Genomic DNA, 24,699 nt, shown 5'->3' with positions numbered 1-24,699 from the left:
CGAACTTTCTCCGCCGGACCTGGCGTCAGATGGCGGTTTTTTCGGGGGCGTCTTCGCTTTCGTCGACGGCGAACATCTCCCGCAGGTCGACAGAGGATTCTTTTCCGATCTTGTCGAAGTTTTCATCGAGCCAGGCATCGGCGATGTCGCGGCCCTTTTGTTTGAGCCCGCTTAAGAAGGCCCAGTCCGTGCGGAACTTGGTGGAGACGTCAAAATCTTCGAGCGCCTGGTCGGAGCGCACCGAATGAATGCGGATATTGCGCAGCCGGTCGCGATGCTCGTCCTTGATCCAGCCATTGTCGAGCAGGCGCTGGACGAAGCTGATGGCGCGCAACTCCCGCAATAGCGAAGAATTAAAGCTGATCTCGTTGACGCGGTTCATGATGTCGGACGCGGTGACGGGAATTTCATCGCGCTCTATGGGATTGACGTGAACGATGATGATGTCGGACGTCTGGGCTTCATAGAAGAACGGAAACAGCACCGGATTGCCCATATAGCCGCCGTCCCAGTAATGTTCGCCGTCGATCTCCACCGCCTTGAACAGGAAAGGCAGGCAGGCGGAGGCGCATACGACTTTTGTCGAGGCGTCTTTCGTATTGAAGATATGCACCTTGCCTGTGCGGACATTAGTCGCCGCAATGAAGAGCTTTGTCACTTTGCAATGGCTTAAGTCTTCGAAATCGATGCAGTCTTCGAGGATCTGGCGCAGCGGATTGATATCGAAAGGATTGAATTGATAGGGCGAAAGGGCGCGCGTAACGGTTTCGAACATCTGATAGGTAAAGGCGTTCACAAGATCGTCCGGCCCGAAATTCATTGGAAACGGATTAGCGCGCACCGGGCTGTAGATTTCGCCTACCTCGCTGATGCGGCGCCATAAACGATCGAGCGATTGCCGTGCACCCTCGCAGCCGCCCTTGTGCAGCCCGTATGCGACGGCGGCGGCGTTGACAGCGCCGGCGCTGGAGCCGGAAATCGAGTCGATGTCGATGCGCTCGTCTTCGAGCAGACGGTCGGCGACGCCCCAGGTGACGGCCCCGTGGGAGCCGCCGCCCTGAAAAGCCAGATTGACTTTCTTGACGTTGTCCGCCGCCATCACTGGGCGGTCCAGCCGCCGTCCATCTCATGCGCGGCGCCGGTGATCTGAGCGGCGTTGTCCGAGCACAGGAAGACGGCGAGGGCGCCGATCTGCTCAACCGTAACGAACTGCTTGGTCGGCTGCGCCTCGAGAATGACTTTCTGGATCACTTCGTCTTCGGTCATGCCGCGCGCTTTCGCCGTGTCGGGTATCTGTTTTTCAACCAGCGGCGTTCTCACATAGCCGGGACAGATGGCGTTGCAGGTGACGCCGTGTTCGGCGCCTTCAAGAGCGACGGTTTTGGTAAGTCCGAGAATGCCGTGCTTGGCGGCGACATAAGCGGTCTTGAACGGCGACGCGACAAGAGCGTGGGCGGAGGCGGTGTTGATGATGCGCCCGAATTTTCGCGCCTTCATGCCTGCGAAAGCGGCCTTGATCGTATGAAAAGCGGAGGAGAGGTTGATCGCGAGGATGGCGTCCCATTTTTCTTCGGGGAAGTCCTCCACCGGCGAGACATGTTGGATGCCGGCGTTGTTGACGAGGATATCGAGCTGGCCGAAGGCGGTTTCGGCCTCGGCGATCATCTCCCGGATTTCCTCCGGCTTGGTCATGTCGGCGCCGTTATAGAGAACCTTGACGCCGTGCTTTTCTTCAAGTCCGGCGCGCACGCCTTCGATTTCGTCAGGGTCGCCGAAGCCGTTCAGCATGACATTCCAGCCTTCGGCGGCGAAGGCGGTCGCAATGCCAAGCCCGATGCCTGAGGTAGAGCCGGTGACGACGGCGTTGAGAGGAGAAGCCATGGGAAATGTCCTTTTTACTTGCTTCCGCGGGCGGGAATAGCATATTTGCTGCAATGCACAATGCAACTCGTCTTTCTTGAGATCAGGCGGAACCCCTCGCGGCTTCGGTATTGGCGGCAATCTCGCTAGACTGCATCCTGTCAGCGAACAGGAGCGACAATCATGCGAATCCTAACCTGTCTCACTTGCGTAGTCTTGGCCTGCGCTGCGCCCGCCGCAGCGCAAATGTCCGTCACCACGATCGGCGCCACCGATGCGGCGAATTGTTACGAAAATGCGCGGAGCGATTTCTCCCGTTCCACGGAGCCATGCGACAAGGCGCTCAAAGATGCAGGCCTGTCGATCAGCGACCGCAAGAAAACGCTGGTCAATCGCGGCGTCATTCATAACCGTAACGGCGATCTAGGCGCCGCGCTTGAGGATTTCAATGAGGCGATTGAAATGGACGCCGCGCTTGGCGAAGCTTATCTCAATCGCGGCAATTCCTATTATCTCGCGCAGCGTTTTGACGACGCCATGGCCGATTATGAGCGCGCTCTCGATATCGGCGTCGGCAAGCCCTGGGCCGCCTGGTATAATATCGGCCTTGTCTATGAGGCGAAAAAACAGCCTGACAAGGCGCGCGAAGCCTATGAAGAAGCGTTGAGCGCCAATCCGGATTTCACCCAGGCGCAACAGAAACTGGAAGGCTGAAGTTGAGTTTCATCACCCATCTTGAGTGCTCTTACACCGGCGAACGCTATGAGGCGGGGCATGTGCATGGCCTGTCCAGCGCGGGCAAGCCCTTGCTGGTCCGCTATGATCTTGGATCTTTGTCGAAGATGCTGAGCAAAGAGGCGTTTGGCGAGCGGGCGGACGGTTTCTGGCGCTACCGCGAATTTCTGCCTGTAGCGAAGCCCGAAAATCGCATTACCCTCGGCGAGGTGATGACGCCGTTGATCCGGCTTTCGCATTTTGAAAAACGGGCGGGCGTTACGGGCGAGATCATCGTAAAGGATGAAGGGCGCCTGCCCACCGGCTCGTTCAAGGCGCGCGGTCTTGCCCTTGCCGTTTCCATGGCCAAAGAGCTGGGGCTCAATCATCTCGCCATGCCGACCAACGGCAATGCCGGCGCCGCCATGGCCGCCTATGCCAGCGCCGCGGGCATGAAGACGACGGTCTTCTGTCCTGACGACACGCCGCAGGTGAATGTCGACGAGATCGCGCTGCAGGGCGGCGATGTCTATCGCGTCAACGGCCTCATCAATGACTGCGGCAGGATCGTCGGGGAGGGCAAGGAAAAGGCCGGCTGGTTCGATGTCTCGACCCTGAAAGAGCCGTACCGGATCGAAGGCAAGAAAACGATGGGCCTTGAGCTTGCCGAACAGCTGGGATGGGAATTGCCCGACGCGATCTTTTACCCCACCGGCGGCGGCACCGGGCTTATCGGCATGTGGAAGGCGTTCGATGAACTTGAAGCCATCGGCTGGATTGGGCCGAAACGCCCGAAGATGATCGCCGTTCAGGCGGCGGGCTGCGCGCCGATTGTCAAAGCCTGGGAAGCGGGCGAGGAGCATGCGCCCCTATGGGAAAACGCCTGGACCGCGGCGGCGGGCATTCGCGTTCCCATTGCTGTGGGCGACTTTTTGATCTTGCGCGCAGTGCGCGCGTCCGATGGGTTCGCGGTTGCGGTTGAAGAAAACGACATTTTCAACGCCCGCGACGCCGTCGCGCGCGAGGAGGGACTGCTCCTGTGTCCTGAAGGCGCGGCCACATACGCCGCCTGCAGACAATCGCTTGAGGACGGCCGTATTTCAAAGTCGGACCGCGTCGTCCTTTTCAACTGCGCCACGGGGCTGAAATATCCCATGGAAGCGAAGACCGGTTTTGTCGACCGGACGAAGCCCATCGATTATTCGCAATTCAAGTGAAGCCTGGCGGCGTTTCTTCATTCCCTTGATATGCAAAGGCCGATGCGCCGGAAACCGGGGAGAACATCTGCGACGACAAGCGGGCGGTCAGTGGCGACGAGATGCGCGCCACGGGTCACTTTCAGATAGAGAGTATCGTCTTCCAGCATGCGGATGCGGCTGTCCCAGGACCCGGTCCACCAGCCGAGCGTCGCGAAAGCGGATTCAACGCCTTGCGCGGCGAGGTCTGCATAAAGATCAGGGCGCGGCGTTTCCGTGCCGGTCCAGGAAATCACATGGTCGAGGGCGACGCCGCCGGCTTTTAGCGTATCGAGATCATCAGCGCCTTCGACCGGCGTGACGATCATCGCGCGCGGCGAGAGGCGGGCCACCTTGATGGCGTCATCGAGAGAATACGTGGCGAACATCACCCGGCCGAAAGCGTTATGCTTTTCGACGATGCGGATGAGATCCTCATAGGAAATCGGATCCTTGCGGTCGAGGGCGAGCATGGCGCGGCCTTCGCTCCAGTCGAGCGCTTCTTCCAGGGTCGGAATCTGAAACGCCGTTTCTTCGCCGTCATTGTCGACGAGCCGCAAGGCGCGCAGCTCGTCGAAGGTTTTCTCCGCCACCGGGCCTTCGCCCGTGGTGGTGCGGTCGAGCGTGTCGTCATGCATCAGCACCAAAACGCCGTCCGAACTGCGCTGGGAGTCGATTTCGAGAAGCGCCGGCATCAGCGAGGCGGTGCGAGCCAAAGTCTCAAGGGCGTTTTCGGGATAGCCCGCCGCCGGGCCGCCGCGATGGGCGCTGATGACCACGGCGTGGTTCTCGCGCAAACAGTCAAAGAAAGCGGGCATGCCGCCGTCTTCTTTCGCCAGAAGCGCGCCAATCTCATTGAGCGGCGTTGTCTCCATGGGAGCATCAGCCTGCGTGGCGCAGGCCGATGCGAAAGCGCCAAGAAGCGTCAGGACAAGACTTGACCGCATATTCATCGCCGTTTCCCTCCTAGTAGCGCGCCGTCAGCCGAACCTGCGCGGTGCGGCCATAGGTCGAATCGCCGAGTTTTTCTTCGTAGAATTTGTCGGCGATGTTGTGGAGGTTCGCCGACAGCTTCAGATAGTCGTTGATCTCCCAGACGGCGGAAAGACTGTAGACGGAATATCCGGGCATGACATAACTGCTCGGATAATCGCTGAAGAACGCGTCGCGCCAATATCCGTCCACGGTCAGCGAAATGTCGGGCAGGGGGCGGAAGGTGATCGCGGCGCTGCCTTCGTTCTTCGGGCGCCCGAAAAGCTGTACGCCGCTGCCTTCAAGCCCGACGGTCATATGCGTGTAGGCGCCGCGCGCTTCGATCCAGGGAGCGGGCGAGAAGCGAAAGTCGAGCTCAAGTCCTTCCATGTCGACGGGGCTTTTCACGTTTTGCGGCGAAGAGATGAAGGTTACCGGATCGGTGATGTTGAAAATGCCGTCATCGGCTTCGCCTACATAATAGGTGACGCTCCATCCGGCGAGGCCGTTTTCGAGCTGCTGATCGATCCCGAAATCGACCATCCAGCTCGATTCAGGCTGCAGGTCCGGATTGCCCTGATAGGTCGCAGAGGAGCCGAGAAGCTGGCGCAGGCCCGGCGCTTCGGCGCCGACGCCATAGGACGAGCGCAGTTTCGTATCGACGCCGGGCAGATCGAAGCCGTCCGGCAAATTATAGGCTGCGGTGACGCGATAGGTGAACTCGCCCTCGAATTTCTCATTGTAATCGTAACGCACGGCGCCGGAGAGATAGACGCCGTCGAGGACTTCGATATTGGCTTCAGCGAAACCGGCGGCGTTGTAGATGCTGTCGTCAATCAGCGCATAAGCATAACCGACGGGTTGTTCGAAGGTCGCGCGTTCATCGCGATATTCCGCGCCGGCGATAAAGGTCGCCCACTCGGCCGGGCGCGCCGTGGCGTAGTAAAGCCCTTCGATGGTGCGGCCTTCGCTTTCCTGTTCCGAGCCGGGCGCGACGTAAAGGCCGTTGAGATCGACGAGGGAGACCTGCGCGGTGTGCTCAAGCTTGCCGTCGAAAGTGCTCCAGACGCCTTTCAGCGCCGCGAAAATCTGTTCGCTGTCATTGTAGCCGTCGCTGTCCTGGAAGAGATAACCTGGCAGGCCTTCCGGATTGTCGACCGCCAGATAGCCGGCGTCGATTTCATTTCTGGCGTCCGTGTAGCGCACCCAGGCGCTGAGCTCGAGATTTTCCGTTGGCCGCAATTCGCCGCGCATTTGCGCCGTCAGATTGTCATAACCGTCGCGCTCGACATTGCCGGGCGCGCGGCTCGACAGCGAAATGCCCTCGGTGTCGTAATAGGAGACGAGGCCCGACAAGCCAAAGAGATCGTTGCCGCCTTGTGCGCCGGCGCTCACTTCATAGGTGTCGTTGGAGCCGTACATGCCTGAACCGCGCAGCTCCAAGGGGCCTTCCGGACGCTTGGTCACGACGTTGATGACGCCGGCGACGGCGTCGGCGCCGTAAACGCCCGATTGCGGGCCGCGCAGCACTTCGACGCGTTCGACATTGTCGAGAAACAAATGGTCGATGCCGAACTGGTTGTCGGCTTCCGACGGGTTGTTGATCTTCACGCCGTCGATCATCACCAGCACATGCTTGGAGGTGAAGCCGCGCATGCGCACTTGGGTGTTCTGGCCGACGCCGCCAGAGCGGGTGATGGCGACGCCCGGCGCGCGCTCCAGCGCTTCGTCGAGAGTCGTCAGTTGCTGCAGTTCGATCGCGGCCGCATCAATGATGCTGACCGCGTCGCCGAGCTGCTCGATCGACTGGGCGGAGCGCGAAGCGCTGACGATGATTTCGTCTTTTTCCGTTGCGCCGGGCTCTTGTGCGGCGGCGATCCCTTGCGTCAGGGCGGCGAGCGAAACTGCGCCGGCGAAAACGTTGCGAATGGATTGAGGGTTCCCCATGATTAACCGATCCTTACTGAACTAAGTCAGCCGGTCCTATAGGGGCGCAGCGCGACGCATCTTTTACAGTTTTATGAAGGGCTGATGATAGTTGCGCATCAAAACGCATCGCCGTCACAAATTTGTCTTGCGCGCTTGCTAGGGGAGAGAAGGGGCCTGATGACGAGGGGCGCCGATGACTCGCATTGATGTTTCCTACTGGTCGCGCACCTTGCGCGCGCTACGTGCGCGACAGGGCATGTCGCAACGCGACCTTGCCGAATTGCTCAATGTCAATCAGGCGTCAATCTCACGCTGGGAGCGTAATCTGGATGCGCCGTCCTTGCGTCATCGCCGGACAATCCGTGATATTCTTCAGCGCGCGCTCGACAGCAAACAGGACCGCATGTTGAAGCTGCGGGTGCAATACGCCGCCTGGCCGGCGTCCCTGATGAAGGAAGGCGCTCTCTTCGTGGAGACGAGCGCCAGTCTCGCGCGCGAAGTCGGGGTGAGCGAGCTGAGCTGCGGCGCCAGCCTCTATGGCCGTTTTGGCGACGAGGCGGACGCGCTCATGTCGCAATGGGAGCGCGCCGGCATTTTCTCCGGCGATCTCGCCATGACGATCTCCCTCAACCGGATCAGCACGCCCGAAGGCGTTGTCTATTTTCGCGGCATGGATACGCCGCATATCAGCTCATCCGGTGAAATCTGGTGCTTGTGCGAAATCCGCCGTCTGACGGCGGAGGAATATGAGGCGAGCAAGGCGGAATTCGGCGGGCCGCTGCTGCCGATCAGCTATGACGCCCTGAACTGAACGTTGCCGGCGCGCTTGCCTCTTTGTCTGCACGGGGCTATAGCCATGCCCCCGAACGAGAAAGAAGGAACTTCGGACAATGAACAACTAGGCCGGAACCGCTGAGCCCAGCGCCCTTGGAGGCGCCGCGATCCCTCTTTCCGACCGGAGTTCTTATGTCTGCTATTCCTGAAAGCCCGCAATGCGGGCCTGATCCCAATCATCCCCATCCCATGGACGGCTTCCCGCAAGTGGGATTTTTAAAGCCGCTGATCGACCGCCCCAATGTCGAGATCGGCGAGTACACCTATTACGACGACCCCGTCGCCGGGCCGGAGCGCTTCCTCGAGCGTTGCGTCCGGTATCATTTCGAACATCTCGGCGACCGTCTCGTGATCGGGCGCTATTGCGCCATTGCGGCGGGCGTCCAGTTCATCATGAACGGCGCCAATCACCGTCTCGACGGGTTTTCGACCTATCCCTTCGCTATTTTCGGCAAGGGCTGGGAGGACCCGGGCCATGACTGGGCGAGCGGCTCGCGTGGGCATACTGTCATCGGCAACGATGTCTGGATCGGGACCGAGGCGATGATCCTGCCCGGCGTCACAATCGGCGATGGGGCGATCATCGGCTCGCGCGCCGTGGTCGCCTCGGACGTCCCGGCTTATGGGATCGCCGTCGGCAATCCCGCCCGGACCGTGAAGCGCCGCTTCGACGAGGCGACGGTTGATCGGCTGCTCGACATCGCCTGGTGGGCCTGGCCGGCGGAGAAGGTCACGGCCAATCTCGCCGCCATTCGCGGCGCGGATCTCGCCGCCCTGGAACAGGCAAGCAACTGAAAATTCAGCATAAATGGAAAATGTAAGCCGGCGGGAGAATTTTCCCGCCGGTTTTTACGTGGCAATATTTTACTTTGCGTACCCATCGAATCGGGAAAGTTCGGATATTGCGAACTCTGTGATTCCAACTATATGATCTAGTGGGAGAAATTTTCCCCAATACCTAGATATGGTAGCCTCTGCTCGGGAGATACAAATATCTAGTTGGGGGACTGGAGGCCAAGTGGCGGACGCGCAACGAGAACCCGCGGCAGGCTTCGACAATGAGAAAGCGGCGCAGATCGCCGCATATTTCTGTCAGAAGGCCGGAGCCGAAGGGCTTGAGAAGCTAAAGCTGATCAAGCTGATCTATCTTGCTGAAAGGCTCTATCTAGAGCGCTACGGAATGCTGATGAACTTAGATGAGTTCTATTCGCTTCCGCACGGCCCCATAGCGTCTTCAGCCTTGAACGGGATCAACGGAGAAATTGATCACCCGGCGTGGAAACAGATTGCTGTCAGCGAGGATGATGACCGGACTGTAAAACTCGCCGGCGAGATCGACCCCGATCATCTCAGCAAGGCTGATGTTGCCGTTTTGGAGGAGGTTTGGAACAAGTTCAAACACTTAACCGCGTCCGAAATACGTAACTATACCCACAAAAACTGCCCTGAATATACTGAACTTGAGCAAGGAAGGCTTCCGATTACGGTCAAAGATATGTTGACTGCTGTCGGCGCTGCCGATGCGCAATCGCTTTCTGATGAAATAGAGAGCTTCAGGAAAGCAATTGCCAGACTCCCACAGCATGCTCATTGAGGAGCGGGTAGCTTTCACCGTTCCAGGCACCGGCAGCATATACAAGCCGGAAACGCCTCATGTATTTGTTTGTGTCACGCCGCCATGCGAAAAGAATGATGTTCTTGCCGTGCCCATGGGCTCGTTCAAAGGAAGGGGCGACGAGTCATGCGTTTTGATGCCGGGCGATCATCCGCGTGTGGTTCATAAGACAATCATTCTGTATGGATATACGCGGAAGTTCTACGTTTCTGCCATAGAGAAGCTGATAACGAGCGGCGATTACGCGATTGAGAATGACGTAAGTATGGAAGTCTATGAGCGTATTGTGGGCGGGTTATTTTCATCTAGTTTCACTCCGCCTTGGGCTTATGAGTATGCAAAGAAGCAGCTAGGACTCTGAATCGCTTGGTTGAGCGCGTTTCTTTGTCAGCTTATCAATTGCCTTCTCAAACTTCTCCTCAGCCTCTGTGAGGTCTAGTTCGCCATCGGCTTCTAATTCGCGCGCGACCTTTCGGAATTGCTCCGACTGGTTCTTGTCCGTGACCTGAGTAAGTTTGGTTTTGGTCTTCTTTTTCTTCTCTACCACGCGCGTCCTTCTTTCCAGTGGAAGGCCGGGCCTGCGCAACGAGTTGTTTGATAGGTCAGGCGCTTGCCGGTCACACCGTCGAGTATTCTATCAGCGCGTTCCTTGTCGTCGCAACCGGTGGCGATCCGGTTGGAGTAGCGGAAGTCAAATTCAGCCACATAGCGGTGCAGGTGGCGCTTGTCGCAATGCTGGTAAACGCCGCGCATGCCCCGCTTAAAGATCGAGAAGAAGCCCTCAATGGTGTTGGTGTGGACGGTATGGTCGGCCTTGCTGACATATTCGTCCTTGGAATGGTTCACGACGCCATGCTCGGCGAAGTTCCAGCCAAGACCCTTGTAGAAGGCGGCTTCATCGGTCATCAGCCGCGCCTCGCGGGAGATGTTCTCCGAGAGGATCGGGGCGACGGTGGAGGCCTTGAGGTCATCCACGACATAGGAGCGGGCCTTGCCGGTCTCGCGGTCCACGAGCGAAAGAACCTTGTTCTTATGCTGATAGCCGCGTCCCTGCTTGACGTAGGGGTTTTGCTTGTCCTTGCCGATGAAGGTCTCGTCCACCTCGACGGCGCCGCCGGTGGAGCCGAACGGGGCGAGATCGCCCTCGCGCATAGCTTCTCTGATGCGGTGAGACATGAACCAAGCGGTTTTGACGGTCACGGAGAGGGCGCGGGAAAGCTGGTTTGAGCTGATGCCCTTCTTGGACCCGGCCATCAGGAAGATCGCCTGAAGCCAGACGCGAAGCGGTATATGGCTCGATTCAAAGACGGTCCCGACTTTAACAGTGAAGGGCTTGCGGCACTGGTAGCACTTGTAGACGCCAATCCGGGTGGACTTGCCTTTCAGCGCGCCAATACGTTCGACGCCGCCACAGTGAGGGCAAACCGGCCCGTTGGGCCATAATCTGCTCTCGACGTAGCTGTAAGCTGCTTTTTCGTCGTGGAAATGTTTTGCTGAAAGTGCCGACATGGTGCTTATCCTTTTGATAAGCCTAATGTAACACTTATTTTGGGTACGTCAAGTACTATATCGCCTTTTACGTGACACGAGAACAAAAAGGGAATATAGAACAAAAGACGAACTTGAGAGAGCAGGAGCGTCTTATGGAAAACGAAAGCTTGCGCGACATCGTCGGACTCGGCGTACTCATCATGGTCATCGGCGCGGCGCAGTTCTGGGGCGCGCTGCTCGGAACGTGAGCCGCGTTCCCGTCAATCGCAATTTCGGGATCAGGGGGCGTTCGCCGTGACCGGACAGTTCGTTCATCTCCATCTGCATTCGGCCTATTCTCTCGCGGAAGGCGCGATCACCATCAATCGGGCGAAGGATCTCTGCCTCAAGTCGGAGATGCCCGCCATCGCCGTCACCGACACCAATAATCTCTTCGGCGCGCTTGAGGCCTCGACCACCCTCGCCGGGGCCGGGATCCAGCCGATCACCGGCCTTCAGCAGGCGTTCGATCCGGGCGATTTCGGCCTCCAGCAGGCGCGCGGCGGGCGCTCTCCCGGTCTCGTGCTTCTCGCCCAGTCTGAGGCGGGCTATAAAAATCTTCTCAAAATCACCAGCCGCGCCTTTCTCGAATCCCGCTCGGAGGAGGAGGCCTGCGCCGGGCTCGACTGGCTCGACGGCCATAGCGGCGACATCATTTGTCTCACCGGCGGCTATGACGGGCCCGTCGACCGGCTCCTGCGCGAAGACCGCAAAGAAGAGGCCCGCGCCGCCTTGAAGCGGCTGGCGGCGTTATTTCCGTCAAGGCTTTATGTCGAGGTGCAGCGTCACGCCGACCGCGACGCGGAAAGCGTCGAGCCGGCGCTTATCGATCTCGCCTATGAGCTCGACCTGCCGCTGGTCGCGACCAACGAGCCTTTCTTTCCGGCTCCCGATGATTACGAGGCCCATGATGCGCTGCTGTGCATCGCCGAGGGCGCTTACGTGCATCAGGACGATCGGCGCAAGGTGACGGCGGACCATTATTTCAAGACCGCCGAGGAGATGGCGGCGCTGTTCGAGGATCTGCCCGAAGCGATCGAGAACACCATGGAGGTGGCGCAGCGCTGCGCCTTCCGCCCGCGCTTTCACGACCCGATCCTGCCGCGCTTCGCCGGCGAGGGCGAAGAGGCGGAGGCCGCCGAGGCGCGCGAGCTTGAGCGCCAGGCCCGCGAGGGCCTCAAAATGCGTCTCAAGTCATGGGAGCCCACCGGCCCCGAAAGCGATTATTGGGACCGCTTGAAGCGCGAGCTCGATATCATCAATCGCATGGGGTTTCCGGGCTACTTCCTCATCGTTGCTGACTTCATCAAGTGGGCCAAGCGCGAGGGCGTGCCCGTGGGGCCGGGCCGCGGCTCCGGCGCCGGGTCGCTCGTCGCCTGGGCGCTCACCATCACCGATCTCGACCCCTTGCGCTTCGGTCTCCTGTTCGAGCGTTTTCTCAACCCCGAACGGGTCTCCATGCCCGACTTCGACATCGATTTCTGTCAGGACCGGCGCGATGAGGTCATCCGCTATGTGCAGGAGAAATACGGCCGCGAGCGGGTGGCGCAGATCATAACCTTCGGAAAGCTGCAGGCGCGCGCCGTCCTGCGCGATGTGGGCCGGGTCCTCAACATGCCTTTCGGCCAGGTCGACCGCATCTGCAAGCTGGTGCCGAACAATCCGGCGAACCCGGTGACGCTCGCCGAAGCGCTTGAAACCGAGCCGCGGCTGAAAGAACAGCGCGACGAGGACGAAGGCGTCGCCGCGCTGATCGAAAAAGCGCTGAAGCTCGAAGGGCTTTACCGTCACGCCTCGACCCACGCGGCGGGCGTTGTCATCGGCGACCGCCCGCTCGACGAACTTGTCCCGCTTTATCTCGATCCGCGCTCCGACATGCCGGCGACCCAGTTCAACATGAAATGGGTGGAGCCGGCGGGGCTCGTCAAATTCGACTTTCTGGGCCTCAAGACGCTCACGGTCATCGCCCGCGCCGTTCATTATGCAAGCGAACGCGGGATTACGATCGACATGGAGGAGGTTCCGCTCGACGACAAGCCGACGTTTGAAATGCTGGGCGAGGGCGCGGCGACCGGCGTGTTTCAGCTGGAAAGCACCGGCATGCGCTCCACCTTGCGCGCCATGAAGCCGGACACGCTCGAAGACATTATCGCGCTTGTCTCGCTCTACCGCCCGGGCCCGATGGAGAATATCCCGACCTATATCGAGCGCAAACAGGGCGATCAGGAGCCGGATTACCTGCATCCCATGCTCGAAGAGGTTCTGAAGGAAACCTACGGCGTCATCATCTATCAGGAACAGGTGATGCAGATCGCGCAGATCCTGTCCGGCTATTCCCTCGGCGAGGCCGATCTTCTGCGCCGCGCCATGGGCAAGAAGAAAAAGGAGGAGATGGACCTCCAGCGCAAACGTTTCGTCGACGGCGCCAAAGAAAAGGGCGTCGATGCGGCGAAGGCGTCCTCCATCTTCGATCTGGTGCAGAAATTCGCCGGCTACGGCTTCAACAAGTCCCACGCCGCCGCCTACGCGTACATCGCCTATCAGACGGCGTGGCTGAAAGCGAATTATCCGGCGGAGTTCCTCGCCGCCTCCATGTCGCTCGACCGCGCCAACACCGACAAGTTGGCGATCTTCCTGAAAGAGGCGCGGCGCACCGGCGTCGACGTTCTGGCCCCGCATATCAATCATTCGAAGGCGGATTTTTCCGTGAAAGACGGCGCCATCGTCTATGCGCTTTCCGCCGTGAAGAATGTCGGTGAAAACGCCATGGCGGTGATCGCTGCGGAGCGTGAGAAAAACGGACCGTTCAAGGATCTCATCGATTTCGCCGAACGGGTGGATCTGAAGCTTATTGGCAAGCGCTCGCTTGAAAATCTCGCGCGGGCAGGAGCGTTTGACGGTCTTGGCGCTTCGCGCGCGCAAAGTTTCGCCGCCGCCGAACTTTTGATCCGTACCTCTGCGGCCTGGCAGGAAGAACAGAACAGCGATCAGGGCGGGCTTTTCGCGCTCGATTCCGCGCCGTCCCTCGACAAACCGAAATTGCCGGTTGTCGAGGACTGGACGCCTCAGATTCGCCTCGACGAAGAACGCGCCGCGGTCGGCTTTTATTTCAGCGGCCATCCTCTCGATGATTACGAAAAAGAATTAAAGCGGCTTAATGTCGTTTCTCATGCAGAGGCCATCCCCCGCGCGAAACTCGGCCGCGTCGCCCTGCAGATGGCGGGCGCCATCCGCGCCGTCAGGATGCGCCGCTCGAAAAGCGGCAAGCCTTTCGCCTGGGTGGAGCTTTCCGACCAGAGCGGCGATTACGAAATCACCGTGTTCTCGGAAGTCCTGAACGCCTCGCGCGATCTGATGGAGGCGGGAACCATGGTGCTCGTCGGGGTGACCGCCGAGGACCGTGACGGGGATATGCGCCTGACTTGCGAGACCATGCGCGGTCTCGACGAGGCGGCGGCGGCGGCCGTCTCGCAGTTGCGCGTTTCGGTGACGAGCGCCGGCGCGCTTGAAGGGTTGAAGCGCCGTCTGGCTTCGGTGCGCCCGGCGGGGCCGCGCGAAAGCGGTTCGGTCGTCGTTCTCATGCGCCTGCCGGAATCGGGACGCGAGGTCGAAATCGCGCTGCCGGATCCGGCGGCCTGCACGCCGGCCATGCGCGGCGCTCTCAAAAGCATTGACGGCGTCGCCGATGTGGAGCTGATCTGAAGCGGCGCTGACCGGTTCAGACGGCGTTTTTCAGGAAATCGCGCAAGGGCTCGGCGAATTCCGGGCGTTTGAGGCCCAACGCCACATTCGCCTTCATCCAGCCGAGCTTGTCGCCGCAATCATGGCTCTCGCCTTCATATTCATAGGCGTAAAAATGCTGGTCCTTCATCAACGCATCCATGGCGTCGGTGAGCTGGATCTCGCCGCCGGCGCCGCGGGGCGTCGTTTCGAGCAGCTTGAAAATCTCCGGTTGCAGGATGTACCGCCCTGTGATGGCGAGGTTCGACGGCGCGTCGGCGGGCGCCGGCTTTTCGACCATGCCCGACATTTCAAAAAGGCGGCCCTGACGTTCGCCTTTGGGAGCGACGACGCCGTATTTGTCGGTTTCCTGCCTGTCGACTTCTTCAACGGCGATGATGTTGCCGCCGGTCTTTTCATATTCGCCGATCATCTGCGCGAGACAGGCCGGCTTGCCGTCTCCCGCGCCGGCGATCACCACATCGGGGAGCGACACGGCGAAAGGTTCGTCGCCGACAATGTCGCGCGCGCACCAGACCGCATGGCCGAGGCCCAGCGGCGCCTGCTGGCGGGTGTAGGAGAGGGCGCCCGCTTTCGGGATGACGTTCTGCACGCTTTCGAGGATGGCGGTCTTTTTCTTCGCTTCGAGCCCGGCCTCGAGTTCGAAGGCGTGGTCGAAATAATCCTCGATCGCGCCTTTGCCCCGGCCCGTCACAAGCACCACATGCTCGATTCCCGCCTCAAAGGCTTCATTCACTACATAGTCGATCAGCGGCCGGTCGACCAGCGGCAGCAATTCCTTGGGGGTGGATTTTGTCGCCGGAAGAACGCGCGTGCCGTGGCCGGCGACGGGAATGACGACTTTTCGAACCGGTTTCATGAGAGGTTTCCTGTCAGGGCTTGTTAACAATTACGGGAACGCCGCAAGGGTTTGATAGCGCCTCGTTCTTATCATGGCCTGTGCGGCGAAGATCAACCGGCCCCGTCCGGCCGGAACGCTGGAAATCGCCGTTAGGCTCCCGAAAAAAGCCGGGCGGGGGCCATCAAAAGGCCGCGCGGGCGCGCCCGTCTTGCAGATGCGCGCGGGGCCGCGCATATGGTAGAGTCTATGAGGCCCAAAGGGGCCCGGAGCGGCAGAGCAGCATGAGCGACGAACAGGAAACACATACGGACGAGCCCCATCACCGCCGCGGCGGGCTTGGCGGCGAGGGGCCGCTGATCCAGCCGAAGAAACAGAGCTTTCTGGGAGGCCTCTGGTCGGATTTTCTGGCTGGCGTCGCAGTCGTCGCGCCGACCGGGATCACGATCTGGCTGTTTTATCTTTTGTTCACCGGCCCGATGGCGAAGCTCGACACCTTCGTCAAACGCACCCTTCCGGTGGGCGACAGCAAATATGAGACCTTTGTCCAGTTCTTCCCCGGGTTCGGGGTTTTTCTCGCTTTCATCGCCATCATCCTGATCGGCATTTTTACGAAGAACTTTATCGGTCGTTCTTTCATTCGCGCCGGAGAGCGGCTGTTTGAATCGCTGCCGATTGTCCGCAATGTTTTCGGCTTTTTCAAAAATGTTTTCGAGACTGCGCTACGCCAGTCCGACCGGTCGTTCAAGGAAGTGGCGCTGGTCGAATATCCGCGCAAAGGCGCCTGGGTGATGGCGTTCGTTGTCGGCGAGACCAAGGGCGAGGTGCTTACGCGTCTCGACGATATGGGCGATCACCTTACATCCATCTTCATTCCGACGGTGCCGAACCCCACCTCCGGCTTTTTGCTCTTCGTGCCGCGAAAAGATCTGCGCGTCTTGAGCATGACCGTCGAAGAGGCGGCGAAGGTGGTTTTCTCGCTCGGTCTTGTGACCCCGGACTATGCCGACGGGGCGGAGGCTGCAAAGCGCCTCGAAAAGCTGGCGAAAGAGGCGAACGGAGAAAAAACCCTCAAGAAACGCCTTTTCGGCGGGCGCAAAAGCTAGCCGGCGCTTAATAGTTTTACGGCGTCGTCGCGGCTGAAAAGATAAAGAAGCGTGCGCAGGGCCTCGCCCCGCACCGTCTTCAGCTCCGGATCGCGCTCCATGATCAGCTTGGCGTCGTCGCGCGCCGCGGCGAGCAACTCTCCATGCACGGCGATGTCGGCGAGACGGAAATGCGGGAAGCCAGACTGCGCCGCGCCCAACACATCGCCAGCCCCGCGCAGGCGCAAATCTTCTTCGGCGATGACGAAGCCGTCTTCGGTGTCGCGCAGAACCTTGAGCCGCGCCTTGGCGGTTTCGCCGAGCGGCGGCCTGTAAAGAAGGATGCAGCTCGATTTCTTGTCGCCCCGCCCGACGCGCCCGCGCAGCTGGTGAAGCTGCGCCAGACCAAAACGTTCTGCATGTTCAATGATCATGATCGTCGCGTTCGGCGCATTGACCCCGACTTCAATCACCGTCGTGGCGATCAAGACGGAGAGGTCGCCGCGATAAAACCGTTCCATCACCGCGTCTTTTTCCGGCCCCGACATGCGCCCGTGGACGAGGCCGACTCGCTCGCCGAGAACCTCCTTCAGGCTCTCGAAGCGTTCCTCCGCGGCGGTGAGGTCGATGACGTCGGATTCCTCGACCAGCGGACACACCCAATAGGCCTGGTTGCCTTCGCCCGTCACGCGCTTCACCGCCGCGATCACCTCGTCGAGCCGGCTCATGGGAATGGCGCGCGTGTCCACCGGTTTGCGCCCCGGCGGCTTTTCGGTGATGCGGCTGTGCTCCATGTCGCCATAGGCGGTGAGCGAAAGAGTGCGGGGGATCGGCGTCGCCGTCATCACCAGGAGGTCGGGCTTGGGGCCCTTATGAGCGAGCGCCACGCGCTGGCGCACGCCGAAACGGTGCTGTTCGTCGATGACGACGAGCGCCAGGTCGCGAAAGTCGACGCCTTCCTGAAAGAGGGCGTGCGTGCCGATGAGAATGTCGATAGCGCCGGTTTTGAGGCGCTCCAGCTTTTCAACGCGCGTTGCGCCCTTGTCGCGTCCGGTAAGGATTTCCAGCGTGACGCCTGCCGCTTCTGCAAGGCTGGCGAGCGATTCCAGATGCTGGCGCGCAAGGATTTCCGTCGGCGCCATCAGCGCGGCTTGCGCGCCGGCTTCGACCGCCGTCAGCATAGACAGAAAAGCGACGATGGTTTTGCCCGATCCCACATCGCCCTGCAGCAGCCGCACCATGCGCTCCGGCGCGCGCATGTCATCGAAAATGTCTTTTAAGGCTTCTTTCTGCGCATTGGTGAGGCTGAAGGGCAGGGCTGCGCGCGCTTTTGCAAGAAGGCGCCCGTCGCCTTTAATGGCGCGGCCTTTCTTTTTGATGCGCGCCTTTCGGATGAGCGCCAGCGCAAGCTGGTTGGCGAGAAGCTCGTCATAGGCGATGCGCTGGCGCGGCGGCGTCATGGAAGAGAGGTCTTCGAGGGCGTGAGGCGCGTGAACCGCGTCAATCGCTTCTTTCCAGCCTTTCCAGTCACGCGCCTTCAGCCAGGTCGGCTCCTGCCATTCGGGGAGGTCTGGCGTGCGCTGGACCGCCTGTGTGACGGCCTTGCGCATGACGGCGGCCGAAAGGCCGGCGGTTAAGGGGTAAACCGGTTCATATAGCGGCATCTCGCCGGGCTTTTGCGGATCGGCGATATAATCGGGATGCACCATCTGGCGCGCGCCGCCATAGTCCTCGATCTTGCCGGATACGAGGCGTTTTTCCCCCTCGGGCAGAGTCTTTTGAAGATAGTCCGCGCGGGCGTGAAAAAAGACGAGCGTCAAATATCCGGTTTCGTCGGAGCAGATGACTTTATAGGGAAGGCGCTTGCCCTTGGGCGGCGGATGATGACGATCGACCGTCACCTCAAGGGTGAGAATCCGGTTCTCCGGCGCGTCGGCGATGCTTGGCCGGAAAGACCGGTCGACGAGCCCTGACGGCGGGGTCAGAATCAGGTCGACGACATGGGGGCCGGCCGCCCGCGCGATCAGCGTCGAGAGTTTCGGGCCGACGCCGGAAAGGACCGTAATGTCGGCGAAAAGGGGATTGAGGATAGCGGGCCGCATGGCGGCCGGTTTAGCGCTGTTTTGAAGCCTTTTCCATTTCTGCGGGCGGGTTAAAACAGAAGATCAAGGAGCCAACCCCATGATCAGATCGCTCTTCGCCGTCATTGCCGCTGTGATCGCCGGTTTCGCGCTCGCGAAAATGGTGGAAAGCGCCGGCGCCTCCGCGACCGGCTTGGCGCCGGGCTCGGCCGGCTATGGCGCGATATTGCTTCTTGGCTGGTTTCTCGGCGCTTTTCTGGCGGCGCTCGTGGCGGTGCTTTTCGGCAGGAAATGGGCGCCGCTGGGCGCGCTCAGCGCGGCCGCAATTTTTCTCGGCGCGGTTATCACGCTTTTTTCCTATCCCTTAAGCTGGCTTTTGTGGCCGGGGACGGCTGTCGCCACGGCGCTGGGCGGTTATGGTGCCGTGAAGCTCACGGGCGCCAAAGCGCAGCATCCGGCGATGCGCCGCAAGGATGGGTTGTTCGATGGTTGACGATCTGATCCCGGCGGCGACCATTATTTTACTGCGTGACGCGCCGCAATTCGAAGTTCTGATGGTGGAGCGCCATGCGGAAATCGCTTTCGCCGGCGGCGCGCTCGTTTTTCCGGGCGGGCGTATCGACGCGGGCGATCATAATCCGGCATGGGCTGCGCATTGCGAGGGTTTCGACGCCGTCCCTGAAGAGGAGCGCGCGCCGCGCATTGCCGCCATGCGCGAGGCTTTCGAGGAGACCGGGCTTTTGCTCGCGCGGCGGAACGGCGAAACGATCGGCGCAGACGAAGCGGAAAAGCTTTCGTCCTGGCGCAAGCGAGTCGAAGACGACGACCGGCTTTTTCTTGAGATGATCGCCGGCGAAAGCCTGTCCCTCGCCGCGGATGCGCTCCAGCTTTTCGCCCGCTGGCGTCCGCCCAAAGGGGTCGGCCACCGGCGATACGACACCTGGTTTTTTGCAGCGAAAGCGCCGGAAAGCCAGCGCGCCAAAGCCGATGGCGTCGAAGCGATGGAAATCGTCTGGACGGCGCCGGCGGACGCGCTTGCCGAAAGCACGGCGGGGCGGCGCAAGATGATCTTTCCGACCCTGCGCAATGTGGAGCTTCTGGCGACAAGCGAGAGCGCCGACGCGGTCTTCTCCTTCGCCGAAACCCGCGACCGGTCGCCCATCGAACCCCGCAGGATCGAGCGTGACGGCGCGTATTTCCTGACCATCCCTGAAGACAGGGGCTATCCGGTGACGGAAGAACCTTTGGAAAAGGCGATGCGTTCGTGATTTAGGGCGTCTCAAGCACGAAAATCGATCCGCCGATGGTCAGGATGTAAAGATTTTCGTCAATGTCTTCGCCAAAGCCGACAATGGATTCGAGGGAGCCGGCGTCCGGCGTCAGCGCATCGGTCAACACCGTGAACGCGCTTGAGCTAAGGGTCGTTCCCTGTGCGACGGAAGCGACAGGGAAAGACCAGATATTGTTCGAAATGAAATCGGCGAAGACATACTCGCCCTGCAGCTCCGTCACAGGCCCGCGATAGACGACGCCGCCGGTGATGGAATTGCCCTGCAAGGGGCCGGATCCGTGGCCGTATTCTGCAATTGGCGGCGTGAAGTCCGGGCTGTCGGGGCCCTGTTCCATCGTCGTGCCTTCGCGCGCCGGCCAGCCGAAATTAAGACCCGCTATGTTCGGCGGGATCAGGTCGACTTCCTCGATGTCGCCCTGACCGACATCGCCGATGTAAAGATCGCCAGTGTCCCGGTCAAAGCTCGAACGATAGGGATTGCGCAGGCCATAAGCGTAGATTTCCGGCGCGCCGCCGCCGCCGGCGAAGGGATTGCCGGCGGGTATGGCGTAGTCGCGATCAGCGTCGCCCGGAAAGTCGTCCGAAGACGGATCGATGCGCAGCATGGCGCCAAGCAGGGTATTGACGTTTTGTGCGTTGCCGTCGGGATCGCCCCCGCCGCCGCCATCGCCGAGACCGATATAAAGAAAGCCGTCCGGACCGAAGCCAATCCAGCCGCCATTATGATTGCTGGCGGGCTGATTGACGGTGAGAATGATGTCGCCGCTGGCGGGGTCGGCGACATCCGGATCGCCGGGCGAACGCTGGTAGCGGCGGATTTCCGTGTCGCCGGAAAGATTGGTGATGTGCACATAGAAGGCGCCGCTCGACGCGTAGTCGGGCGCCAGCGCCAGTCCTAAAAGCCCGCCTTCGCCGGCCGTGCCGACAATCGTTGAAATGTCGAGAAAGGGCGCGCTGTTAAAGACGCCGGTGTCGGGATCGAGAATACGGATGCGTCCGGCCCGTTCGCCGACAAGCAGGTCGCCGGAGGCGCGGCCTGCAAGCGTCAGAGGCGCTGAAGCCGATTCGGTGATCTGGCGCACGCTGATATTCTCTAAAACGTCCGTCACCGTGACCGTTATGGCGCGGCTCGCCGTCGCTTCGCCGTCACTGACTTCGAGCGTCAGTTCATAAATATTATCATTATCCCCATCGGCAGGCGCTTCGAAATCCGGCGCCGTCTCGAAGGAGAGGGCGCCGCCCATGGTGATGGAAAACAACGCTGCATCGGCGCCGCCTGCAATTGTGAAACTCAAGGCGTCGCCTTCGGCGTCGCTGGCGGCCGCCATATAGAAAGAATCCGAGGTGTTTTCGGAAACGCTGGCCGTTGCGGCGGATGTGAAATCGGGCGCCGTATTCGAGCCGCCCATGGGCGGCGCGGGATCGTTGTCGCCGCCGCCGCAGGCGGCAAGCAACAGGCAGGCGGTGAAGCCGGTCGGAAAGCATTTCATCGGCGCGCTCCTTGTCGCGGCGGTCATGGCGCGGCCAGAGTATCAGGTTTATTGTGAAATTATCGCGTCGCCGGATTAACAAGCGGTATGGGGAATGTTTCAGTTTTCGCCGGATTGATAGTTAACGACCGCCCGGCGCGTATATTCAAGCGCAACGGCGTCATAAAGCGCATGCGCCGCCATGGGCGCGAGAAGATTGTCCGTCACCGCAAACAGAACGCCGAGATAAACGCCGACAAGTCCGGCGATCACAGCGTATAAAATCGTGCGCATATGCAGCATGCCGAAAACCACATTCGACAGGATGATGGCGACGGCGAGCGGGGCGAAGCCGGCGATCCATGTCTGTAAAAGACCGCGGAACAAAAGCTCCTCGCTGATCCCGGCGCAGACCGCCATCAGCGCGATGCGCGACGGCGTGAACTCGAAACCGATTTCCGAGAAGAACTTGATCTGGGATTTGCGGAAGGACGCGAAATGTTCAAGCGTCGTATTGGAGAACCACCAGAGGAAACCGGCGAGCGGCAGCGTGGCGATGACGCCGATGGCGAAATCGTTGATGTCCGGGCGGATGCGCTGCGCCATAGGCACGCCCAAAACCAGGCTGAAGGCGTAAGCGGCGACGCCGAGCCCGATGGTGCCGAGGATGACCATCAGGAACGCGCGCGGCTCAGGCGTTTGGGGCGTTTCGTTGTCTTCCATGATCTAGCGACGCTTCAGGCTGCCGAGGAGGCCGCGCACCAGTTCGCGCGCGAGCGTGCGGGCGGCGGTCTTGAAGGCCGCTTCGCTTACCGTTTGACGGCTCGAACGCCGGCGCCGGCGGGGCGTTTTCCTGGCGGCCTTTTCCTTTGCTTCTTTAAGACGGGCTTTCTCTTCGGCTTCGGCGCGTCTTTCCGCCTTCTCTTTCAGAATTTCATAAGCGGATTCATTGTCGACGGGCTCGTCATATTTGTCCGTCATGTCCGAATAACGCAGGACGTCTTTGCGTTCGGTTTTCGTCAGGGGGCCCATGCGCGAGGCCGGCGGGCGGATCAGCGTGCGCTGAACGGCGCCGGGCGCGCCCTTGCTTTCGAGCGTCGAGACCAGCGCTTCGCCGATGCCGAGCTCGGTAATCACATCCAGCGTTTTGAAAGCCGGATTGGGCCGGAAGGTTTCCGCCGCCGCCTTGACGACCCGCTGTTCGCGCGGCGTGAAAGCGCGCAAGGCATGCTGCACGCGGTTGCCGAGCTGGCTCGACACGCTGTCCGGCACGTCGAGCGGATTTTGGGTGACGAAAAAGACGCCGACGCCTTTGGAGCGAATGAGGCGCACCACCTGTTCGACCTTGTCGATCAACGCGTCCGGGGCGTCGTCGAAAAGAAGATGCGCTTCGTCGAAAAAGAAGACGAGCCTTGGCTTTTCAGGATCTCCGATTTCCGGCAGTTCTTCGAAGAGTTCCGACAACAGCCAGAGGAGAAATGTCGCATAGAGTTTCGGCGTCTGCATCAGCTTGTCGGCGGCGAGGATGTTGACGACGCCTTCGCCGTTTTCGCCGGTGCGCAGAAAGTCCATGAGGTCGAGCGCCGGCTCGCCGAAAAACTCCTCCGCGCCTTGTTCTTCAAGCGCGAGAAGCCGCCGCTGGATGGCGCCGACGGAGGCGCGCGAAACATGGCCGTATTCCGCCGACAGCTCCTTGGCGCGGTCGGCGACCTCGACAAGCAGCGCGCGAAGGTCTTTCAGGTCGAGAAGCAACAGCCCTTCATCGTCGGCGAGCCGGAAGGCGAGGGTCAAAACCCCTTCCTGGGTTTCGTTGAGATCGAGAAGGCGCGACAGGAGGAGGGGCCCCATTTCCGACACGGTGGTGCGGATCGGGTGGCCCTGTTTGCCGAAGAGATCCCAGAAGCAAACCGGAAAACCGCGCGGCTCGTATGGGGCGAGACCGACCGTTTCGGCGCGTTTGGTGAGAAAATCCTTCATTTCCACGGGCCGTGCGAGGCCGGCGAGATCGCCTTTCACATCCGCCACGAATACCGGCACGCCGGCTTCGGCCAGCCCTTCCGCGATGATCTGCAAAGTGACGGTTTTCCCGGTTCCCGTCGCGCCGGAGATAAGCCCGTGCCGGTTGGCGTATTTCAGGGTGAGCGCCTCCGGTTTGTCGCTTTTTCCGAGAAAAACGGATGTTTGCGTCATGCTCTCTCGTGGCCCCCTTTTGCGCGCTTCCTTCGCAAAGCGCGCTCTTTAGGCCGGACGCGCGCTGATATCAATCTTCCGGCTCAATCTCCAAGCGCCCGAAAACATTGTCAAATCTGTAATTGTAAAGAGGCGCGGGCGTGCCTTCGGCCATTTACGGGCTATCCGATTGGGGATAAAATGCCGAGGTTGCGTAGAAGAAAGCCTTGCAACAGGCTGTAAACGGGGTGCGCAGCGATAATAACTGCGACATCACATCGGGCGAAGAGGGTACGCAAAGGAAGGGGTTTGTCATGCTAAGAATTATTCTGGTTATCGCCGTCGCGCTGGCGGTCATCATCGGCCTCACCAGGCTCATGGGTGGAGGGGACGAAGACAGCGCTGTGACGGAAGCAGTCGAGGCCGTCGAGGATACGGTCACCGATGCAGCCGATGCCGCCGGCGATATGCTTGACGGCGCTGCTGATGAGACGGGCGAGGCGATGGACGACGCCGCCGAAGCGACGGATGACGCCATGGACGAGGCTGGCGAAACCGCCGGCGACATGATGGACGACGCCGAGGAAATGGGCGCCGAGGCCATGAACGCGACCGAAGAAGCCGCGGAAGACGCCATGGACGCCGCCGGCGATATGGCGGATGAGGCCGAAGAGACCATGAACGAAGCGGCCGATAAAATGGATGAGGCCGCCGATGATATGAAAGAGTCTGCCGAGGACGCCGCTGATGAAGCCGAAGAGACGGCGGATGAGGCGAGCGAGGAAGATCCGAACCAGTAAGGCTCTGAAGACTCTTAAATTTTGTGCCGAAATGAAACGCGGCCCGGGGTTATGCGCTCCGGGCGGCGTTTTTCTTTAACGCCCTGTTCATATTGACGGATAAAATTTTAAAAGCTTTGTAGCTTTTGTTCCTTATTTTGACCTCAAATAGGGGGATGGAACAGCGAGTTTAGCTATGCCCGATAAAGTAATTGATTTTGACCATCTCGAAAAATACGTGGCGGGGGACGATGCGCTGCGCGACGAGATTCTGGAGATTTTCACCGAGCAGGTGGACAATCTGATCCAGCAATTCGACGTCTTCCAGCCCGACGAAGGCTGGAAAAACACGGCCCATACGCTGAAAGGGGCGGCGCGCGGCGTCGGCGCCTGGAATCTCGGAAAGCTGTGCGAGGAAGCCGAAAAAATGGTCGGCCCGGCCCCGGCCAAGCAGGAGGCGCGGGCGACCGCCCTCGTTTCCCTGCGTCATCTGGCGCGCGCGGCGGCTGAAGAAGCCAACAGTCTGCGCATGGCGGAGGCGGGTTAAACGCACCGTC

22 protein-coding genes and 1 pseudogene are annotated in these 24,699 nt (G+C 60.4%); 12 read left to right on the top strand and 11 right to left on the bottom strand.

Annotation, left to right across the window (positions count from 1 at the left end):
- Positions 1-25: 25 nt before the first annotated feature.
- Both CW354_RS14800 and CW354_RS14795 read right to left on the bottom strand, forming a co-directional pair.
- Entirely contained in the window at positions 26-1,099 is a 1,074-nt protein-coding gene (locus tag CW354_RS14800) for a patatin-like phospholipase family protein (RefSeq protein ID WP_104830875.1), read from the bottom strand.
- Positions 1,099-1,881: a 3-hydroxybutyrate dehydrogenase gene (locus CW354_RS14795; protein ID WP_104830874.1), complete on the bottom strand. Its 783-nt coding sequence runs from the start codon at positions 1,879-1,881 to the stop codon at positions 1,099-1,101. The genes CW354_RS14800 and CW354_RS14795 overlap by 1 nt, the downstream gene beginning before the upstream one ends.
- Before the next feature lie 162 nt (positions 1,882-2,043).
- On the opposite strand from CW354_RS14795, the gene CW354_RS14790 reads away from it, so the two are divergent.
- Both CW354_RS14790 and CW354_RS14785 read left to right on the top strand, forming a co-directional pair.
- On the top strand, positions 2,044-2,574 hold the full coding sequence (locus tag CW354_RS14790; protein ID WP_104830873.1) for a tetratricopeptide repeat protein: 531 nt from the start codon (positions 2,044-2,046) through the stop codon (positions 2,572-2,574).
- Positions 2,575-2,576: 2 nt separating this feature from the next.
- A complete protein-coding gene (locus CW354_RS14785; RefSeq protein WP_207764827.1) occupies positions 2,577-3,791 on the top strand; it encodes a threonine synthase in 1,215 nt (404 codons plus the stop codon).
- Positions 3,792-3,808: 17 nt separating this feature from the next.
- Here the strand turns inward: CW354_RS14785 and CW354_RS14780 are convergent, their stop codons facing one another.
- Both CW354_RS14780 and CW354_RS14775 read right to left on the bottom strand, forming a co-directional pair.
- The gene (locus CW354_RS14780; protein WP_165793737.1) at positions 3,809-4,756 is read right to left on the bottom strand and encodes a glycerophosphodiester phosphodiesterase family protein; all 948 of its coding nucleotides are present in this window, start codon (positions 4,754-4,756) and stop codon (positions 3,809-3,811) included.
- 19 nt (positions 4,757-4,775) lie between these two features.
- Entirely contained in the window at positions 4,776-6,728 is a 1,953-nt protein-coding gene (locus CW354_RS14775; protein ID WP_104830870.1) for a TonB-dependent receptor plug domain-containing protein, read from the bottom strand.
- Between the two features lie 175 nt (positions 6,729-6,903).
- Here CW354_RS14775 and CW354_RS14770 point away from each other — a divergent pair, with 175 nt between their 5' ends.
- The 4 genes from CW354_RS14770 to CW354_RS14755 all read left to right on the top strand — a co-directional run bounded on the left by CW354_RS14770 (position 6,904) and on the right by CW354_RS14755 (position 9,520).
- Entirely contained in the window at positions 6,904-7,521 is a 618-nt protein-coding gene (locus CW354_RS14770; protein ID WP_104830869.1) for a helix-turn-helix transcriptional regulator, read from the top strand.
- A gap of 164 nt (positions 7,522-7,685) precedes the next feature.
- The gene (locus tag CW354_RS14765) at positions 7,686-8,339 is read left to right on the top strand and encodes a CatB-related O-acetyltransferase (RefSeq protein WP_423793538.1); all 654 of its coding nucleotides are present in this window, start codon (positions 7,686-7,688) and stop codon (positions 8,337-8,339) included.
- A 223-nt stretch (positions 8,340-8,562) separates the two neighbouring features.
- Entirely contained in the window at positions 8,563-9,138 is a 576-nt protein-coding gene (locus tag CW354_RS14760; protein WP_165793736.1) for a Panacea domain-containing protein, read from the top strand.
- The gene (locus tag CW354_RS14755; protein ID WP_104830867.1) at positions 9,128-9,520 is read left to right on the top strand and encodes a hypothetical protein; all 393 of its coding nucleotides are present in this window, start codon (positions 9,128-9,130) and stop codon (positions 9,518-9,520) included. Before CW354_RS14760 ends, CW354_RS14755 begins: the two co-directional genes overlap by 11 nt.
- Here the strand turns inward: CW354_RS14755 and CW354_RS14750 are convergent.
- Together CW354_RS14750 and CW354_RS14745 are read right to left on the bottom strand one after the other, a co-directional pair.
- Positions 9,509-9,706, bottom strand: a complete 198-nt coding sequence (locus tag CW354_RS14750) for a hypothetical protein (RefSeq protein WP_104830866.1) — start codon at positions 9,704-9,706, stop codon at positions 9,509-9,511. The two genes, CW354_RS14755 and CW354_RS14750, sit on opposite strands and share 12 nt — an antisense overlap.
- A complete protein-coding gene (locus CW354_RS14745) occupies positions 9,700-10,668 on the bottom strand; it encodes an IS1595 family transposase (RefSeq protein WP_104830865.1) in 969 nt (322 codons plus the stop codon). Before CW354_RS14745 ends, CW354_RS14750 begins: the two co-directional genes overlap by 7 nt.
- Positions 10,669-10,944: 276 nt before the next feature.
- Here CW354_RS14745 and dnaE point away from each other — a divergent pair, with 276 nt between their 5' ends.
- Positions 10,945-14,391 (top strand): DNA polymerase III subunit alpha, encoded by a 3,447-nt coding sequence (dnaE, locus tag CW354_RS14740; protein WP_104830864.1) that lies wholly within the window; start codon positions 10,945-10,947, stop codon positions 14,389-14,391.
- A gap of 16 nt (positions 14,392-14,407) precedes the next feature.
- On the opposite strand, the gene galU is transcribed toward dnaE, so the two are convergent.
- A complete protein-coding gene (galU, locus tag CW354_RS14735) occupies positions 14,408-15,289 on the bottom strand; it encodes a UTP--glucose-1-phosphate uridylyltransferase GalU (protein ID WP_104830863.1) in 882 nt (293 codons plus the stop codon).
- 263 nt (positions 15,290-15,552) lie between these two features.
- On the opposite strand from galU, the gene CW354_RS14725 reads away from it, so the two are divergent.
- A complete protein-coding gene (locus tag CW354_RS14725) occupies positions 15,553-16,374 on the top strand; it encodes a DUF502 domain-containing protein (protein ID WP_104830861.1) in 822 nt (273 codons plus the stop codon).
- Here CW354_RS14725 and recG read toward each other — a convergent pair.
- A pseudogene (gene recG, locus CW354_RS14720) lies at positions 16,371-18,473 on the bottom strand (ATP-dependent DNA helicase RecG); the annotation flags it as partial. The gene CW354_RS14725 and the pseudogene recG sit on opposite strands and share 4 nt — an antisense overlap.
- A gap of 61 nt (positions 18,474-18,534) precedes the next feature.
- On the opposite strand from recG, the gene CW354_RS14715 reads away from it, so the two are divergent.
- Both CW354_RS14715 and CW354_RS14710 read left to right on the top strand, forming a co-directional pair.
- Entirely contained in the window at positions 18,535-18,927 is a 393-nt protein-coding gene (locus CW354_RS14715) for a hypothetical protein (RefSeq protein WP_104830859.1), read from the top strand.
- Entirely contained in the window at positions 18,920-19,702 is a 783-nt protein-coding gene (locus CW354_RS14710; RefSeq protein WP_207764826.1) for an NUDIX hydrolase, read from the top strand. Before CW354_RS14715 ends, CW354_RS14710 begins: the two co-directional genes overlap by 8 nt.
- Position 19,703: 1 nt before the next feature.
- Here the strand turns inward: CW354_RS14710 and CW354_RS14705 are convergent, their stop codons facing one another.
- The 3 genes from CW354_RS14705 to CW354_RS14695 form a co-directional block, all read right to left on the bottom strand.
- Positions 19,704-21,215 (bottom strand): PQQ-dependent sugar dehydrogenase, encoded by a 1,512-nt coding sequence (locus CW354_RS14705; protein WP_133162327.1) that lies wholly within the window; start codon positions 21,213-21,215, stop codon positions 19,704-19,706.
- A gap of 99 nt (positions 21,216-21,314) precedes the next feature.
- The gene (locus CW354_RS14700; protein WP_104830856.1) at positions 21,315-21,917 is read right to left on the bottom strand and encodes a CPBP family intramembrane glutamic endopeptidase; all 603 of its coding nucleotides are present in this window, start codon (positions 21,915-21,917) and stop codon (positions 21,315-21,317) included.
- Between the two features lie 3 nt (positions 21,918-21,920).
- Positions 21,921-23,384 carry a helicase HerA-like domain-containing protein gene (locus CW354_RS14695; protein WP_104830855.1) on the bottom strand — a complete coding sequence of 488 codons (1,464 nt, stop codon included), beginning with the start codon at positions 23,382-23,384 and terminating at the stop codon, positions 21,921-21,923.
- 293 nt (positions 23,385-23,677) lie between these two features.
- On the opposite strand from CW354_RS14695, the gene CW354_RS14690 reads away from it, so the two are divergent.
- Positions 23,678-24,163 (top strand): hypothetical protein, encoded by a 486-nt coding sequence (locus CW354_RS14690; RefSeq protein WP_104830854.1) that lies wholly within the window; start codon positions 23,678-23,680, stop codon positions 24,161-24,163.
- 175 nt (positions 24,164-24,338) lie between these two features.
- A complete protein-coding gene (locus CW354_RS14685) occupies positions 24,339-24,689 on the top strand; it encodes an Hpt domain-containing protein (RefSeq protein WP_104830853.1) in 351 nt (116 codons plus the stop codon).
- Positions 24,690-24,699: the final 10 nt, after the last annotated feature.

The organism is Hyphococcus luteus (assembly GCF_002943565.1).
Lineage (GTDB): Bacteria > Pseudomonadota > Alphaproteobacteria > Caulobacterales > Parvularculaceae > Hyphococcus > Hyphococcus luteus.
This window is presented reverse-complemented; position numbering and strand designations above follow the sequence as displayed.

Excerpts from the sequence above, each read along its gene's own strand:
- CW354_RS14710 (WP_207764826.1), top strand. The coding sequence starts at position 18,920 with ATGGTTGACGATCTGATCCCGGCGGCGACCATTATTTTACTGCGTGAC.
- CW354_RS14690 (WP_104830854.1), top strand. The coding sequence starts at position 23,678 with ATGCTAAGAATTATTCTGGTTATCGCCGTCGCGCTGGCGGTCATCATC.
- CW354_RS14800 (WP_104830875.1), bottom strand. The coding sequence starts at position 1,099 with ATGGCGGCGGACAACGTCAAGAAAGTCAATCTGGCTTTTCAGGGCGGC.
- CW354_RS14685 (WP_104830853.1), top strand. The coding sequence starts at position 24,339 with ATGCCCGATAAAGTAATTGATTTTGACCATCTCGAAAAATACGTGGCG.
- CW354_RS14790 (WP_104830873.1), top strand. The coding sequence starts at position 2,044 with ATGCGAATCCTAACCTGTCTCACTTGCGTAGTCTTGGCCTGCGCTGCG.
- CW354_RS14705 (WP_133162327.1), bottom strand. The coding sequence starts at position 21,215 with ATGAAATGCTTTCCGACCGGCTTCACCGCCTGCCTGTTGCTTGCCGCC.
- CW354_RS14725 (WP_104830861.1), top strand. The coding sequence starts at position 15,553 with ATGAGCGACGAACAGGAAACACATACGGACGAGCCCCATCACCGCCGC.
- CW354_RS14755 (WP_104830867.1), top strand. The coding sequence starts at position 9,128 with ATGCTCATTGAGGAGCGGGTAGCTTTCACCGTTCCAGGCACCGGCAGC.
- CW354_RS14775 (WP_104830870.1), bottom strand. The coding sequence starts at position 6,728 with ATGGGGAACCCTCAATCCATTCGCAACGTTTTCGCCGGCGCAGTTTCG.
- galU (WP_104830863.1), bottom strand. The coding sequence starts at position 15,289 with ATGAAACCGGTTCGAAAAGTCGTCATTCCCGTCGCCGGCCACGGCACG.
- CW354_RS14695 (WP_104830855.1), bottom strand. The coding sequence starts at position 23,384 with ATGACGCAAACATCCGTTTTTCTCGGAAAAAGCGACAAACCGGAGGCG.
- CW354_RS14715 (WP_104830859.1), top strand. The coding sequence starts at position 18,535 with ATGATCAGATCGCTCTTCGCCGTCATTGCCGCTGTGATCGCCGGTTTC.
- CW354_RS14700 (WP_104830856.1), bottom strand. The coding sequence starts at position 21,917 with ATGGAAGACAACGAAACGCCCCAAACGCCTGAGCCGCGCGCGTTCCTG.
- CW354_RS14780 (WP_165793737.1), bottom strand. The coding sequence starts at position 4,756 with ATGCGGTCAAGTCTTGTCCTGACGCTTCTTGGCGCTTTCGCATCGGCC.
- CW354_RS14795 (WP_104830874.1), bottom strand. The coding sequence starts at position 1,881 with ATGGCTTCTCCTCTCAACGCCGTCGTCACCGGCTCTACCTCAGGCATC.
- CW354_RS14745 (WP_104830865.1), bottom strand. The coding sequence starts at position 10,668 with ATGTCGGCACTTTCAGCAAAACATTTCCACGACGAAAAAGCAGCTTAC.
- CW354_RS14770 (WP_104830869.1), top strand. The coding sequence starts at position 6,904 with ATGACTCGCATTGATGTTTCCTACTGGTCGCGCACCTTGCGCGCGCTA.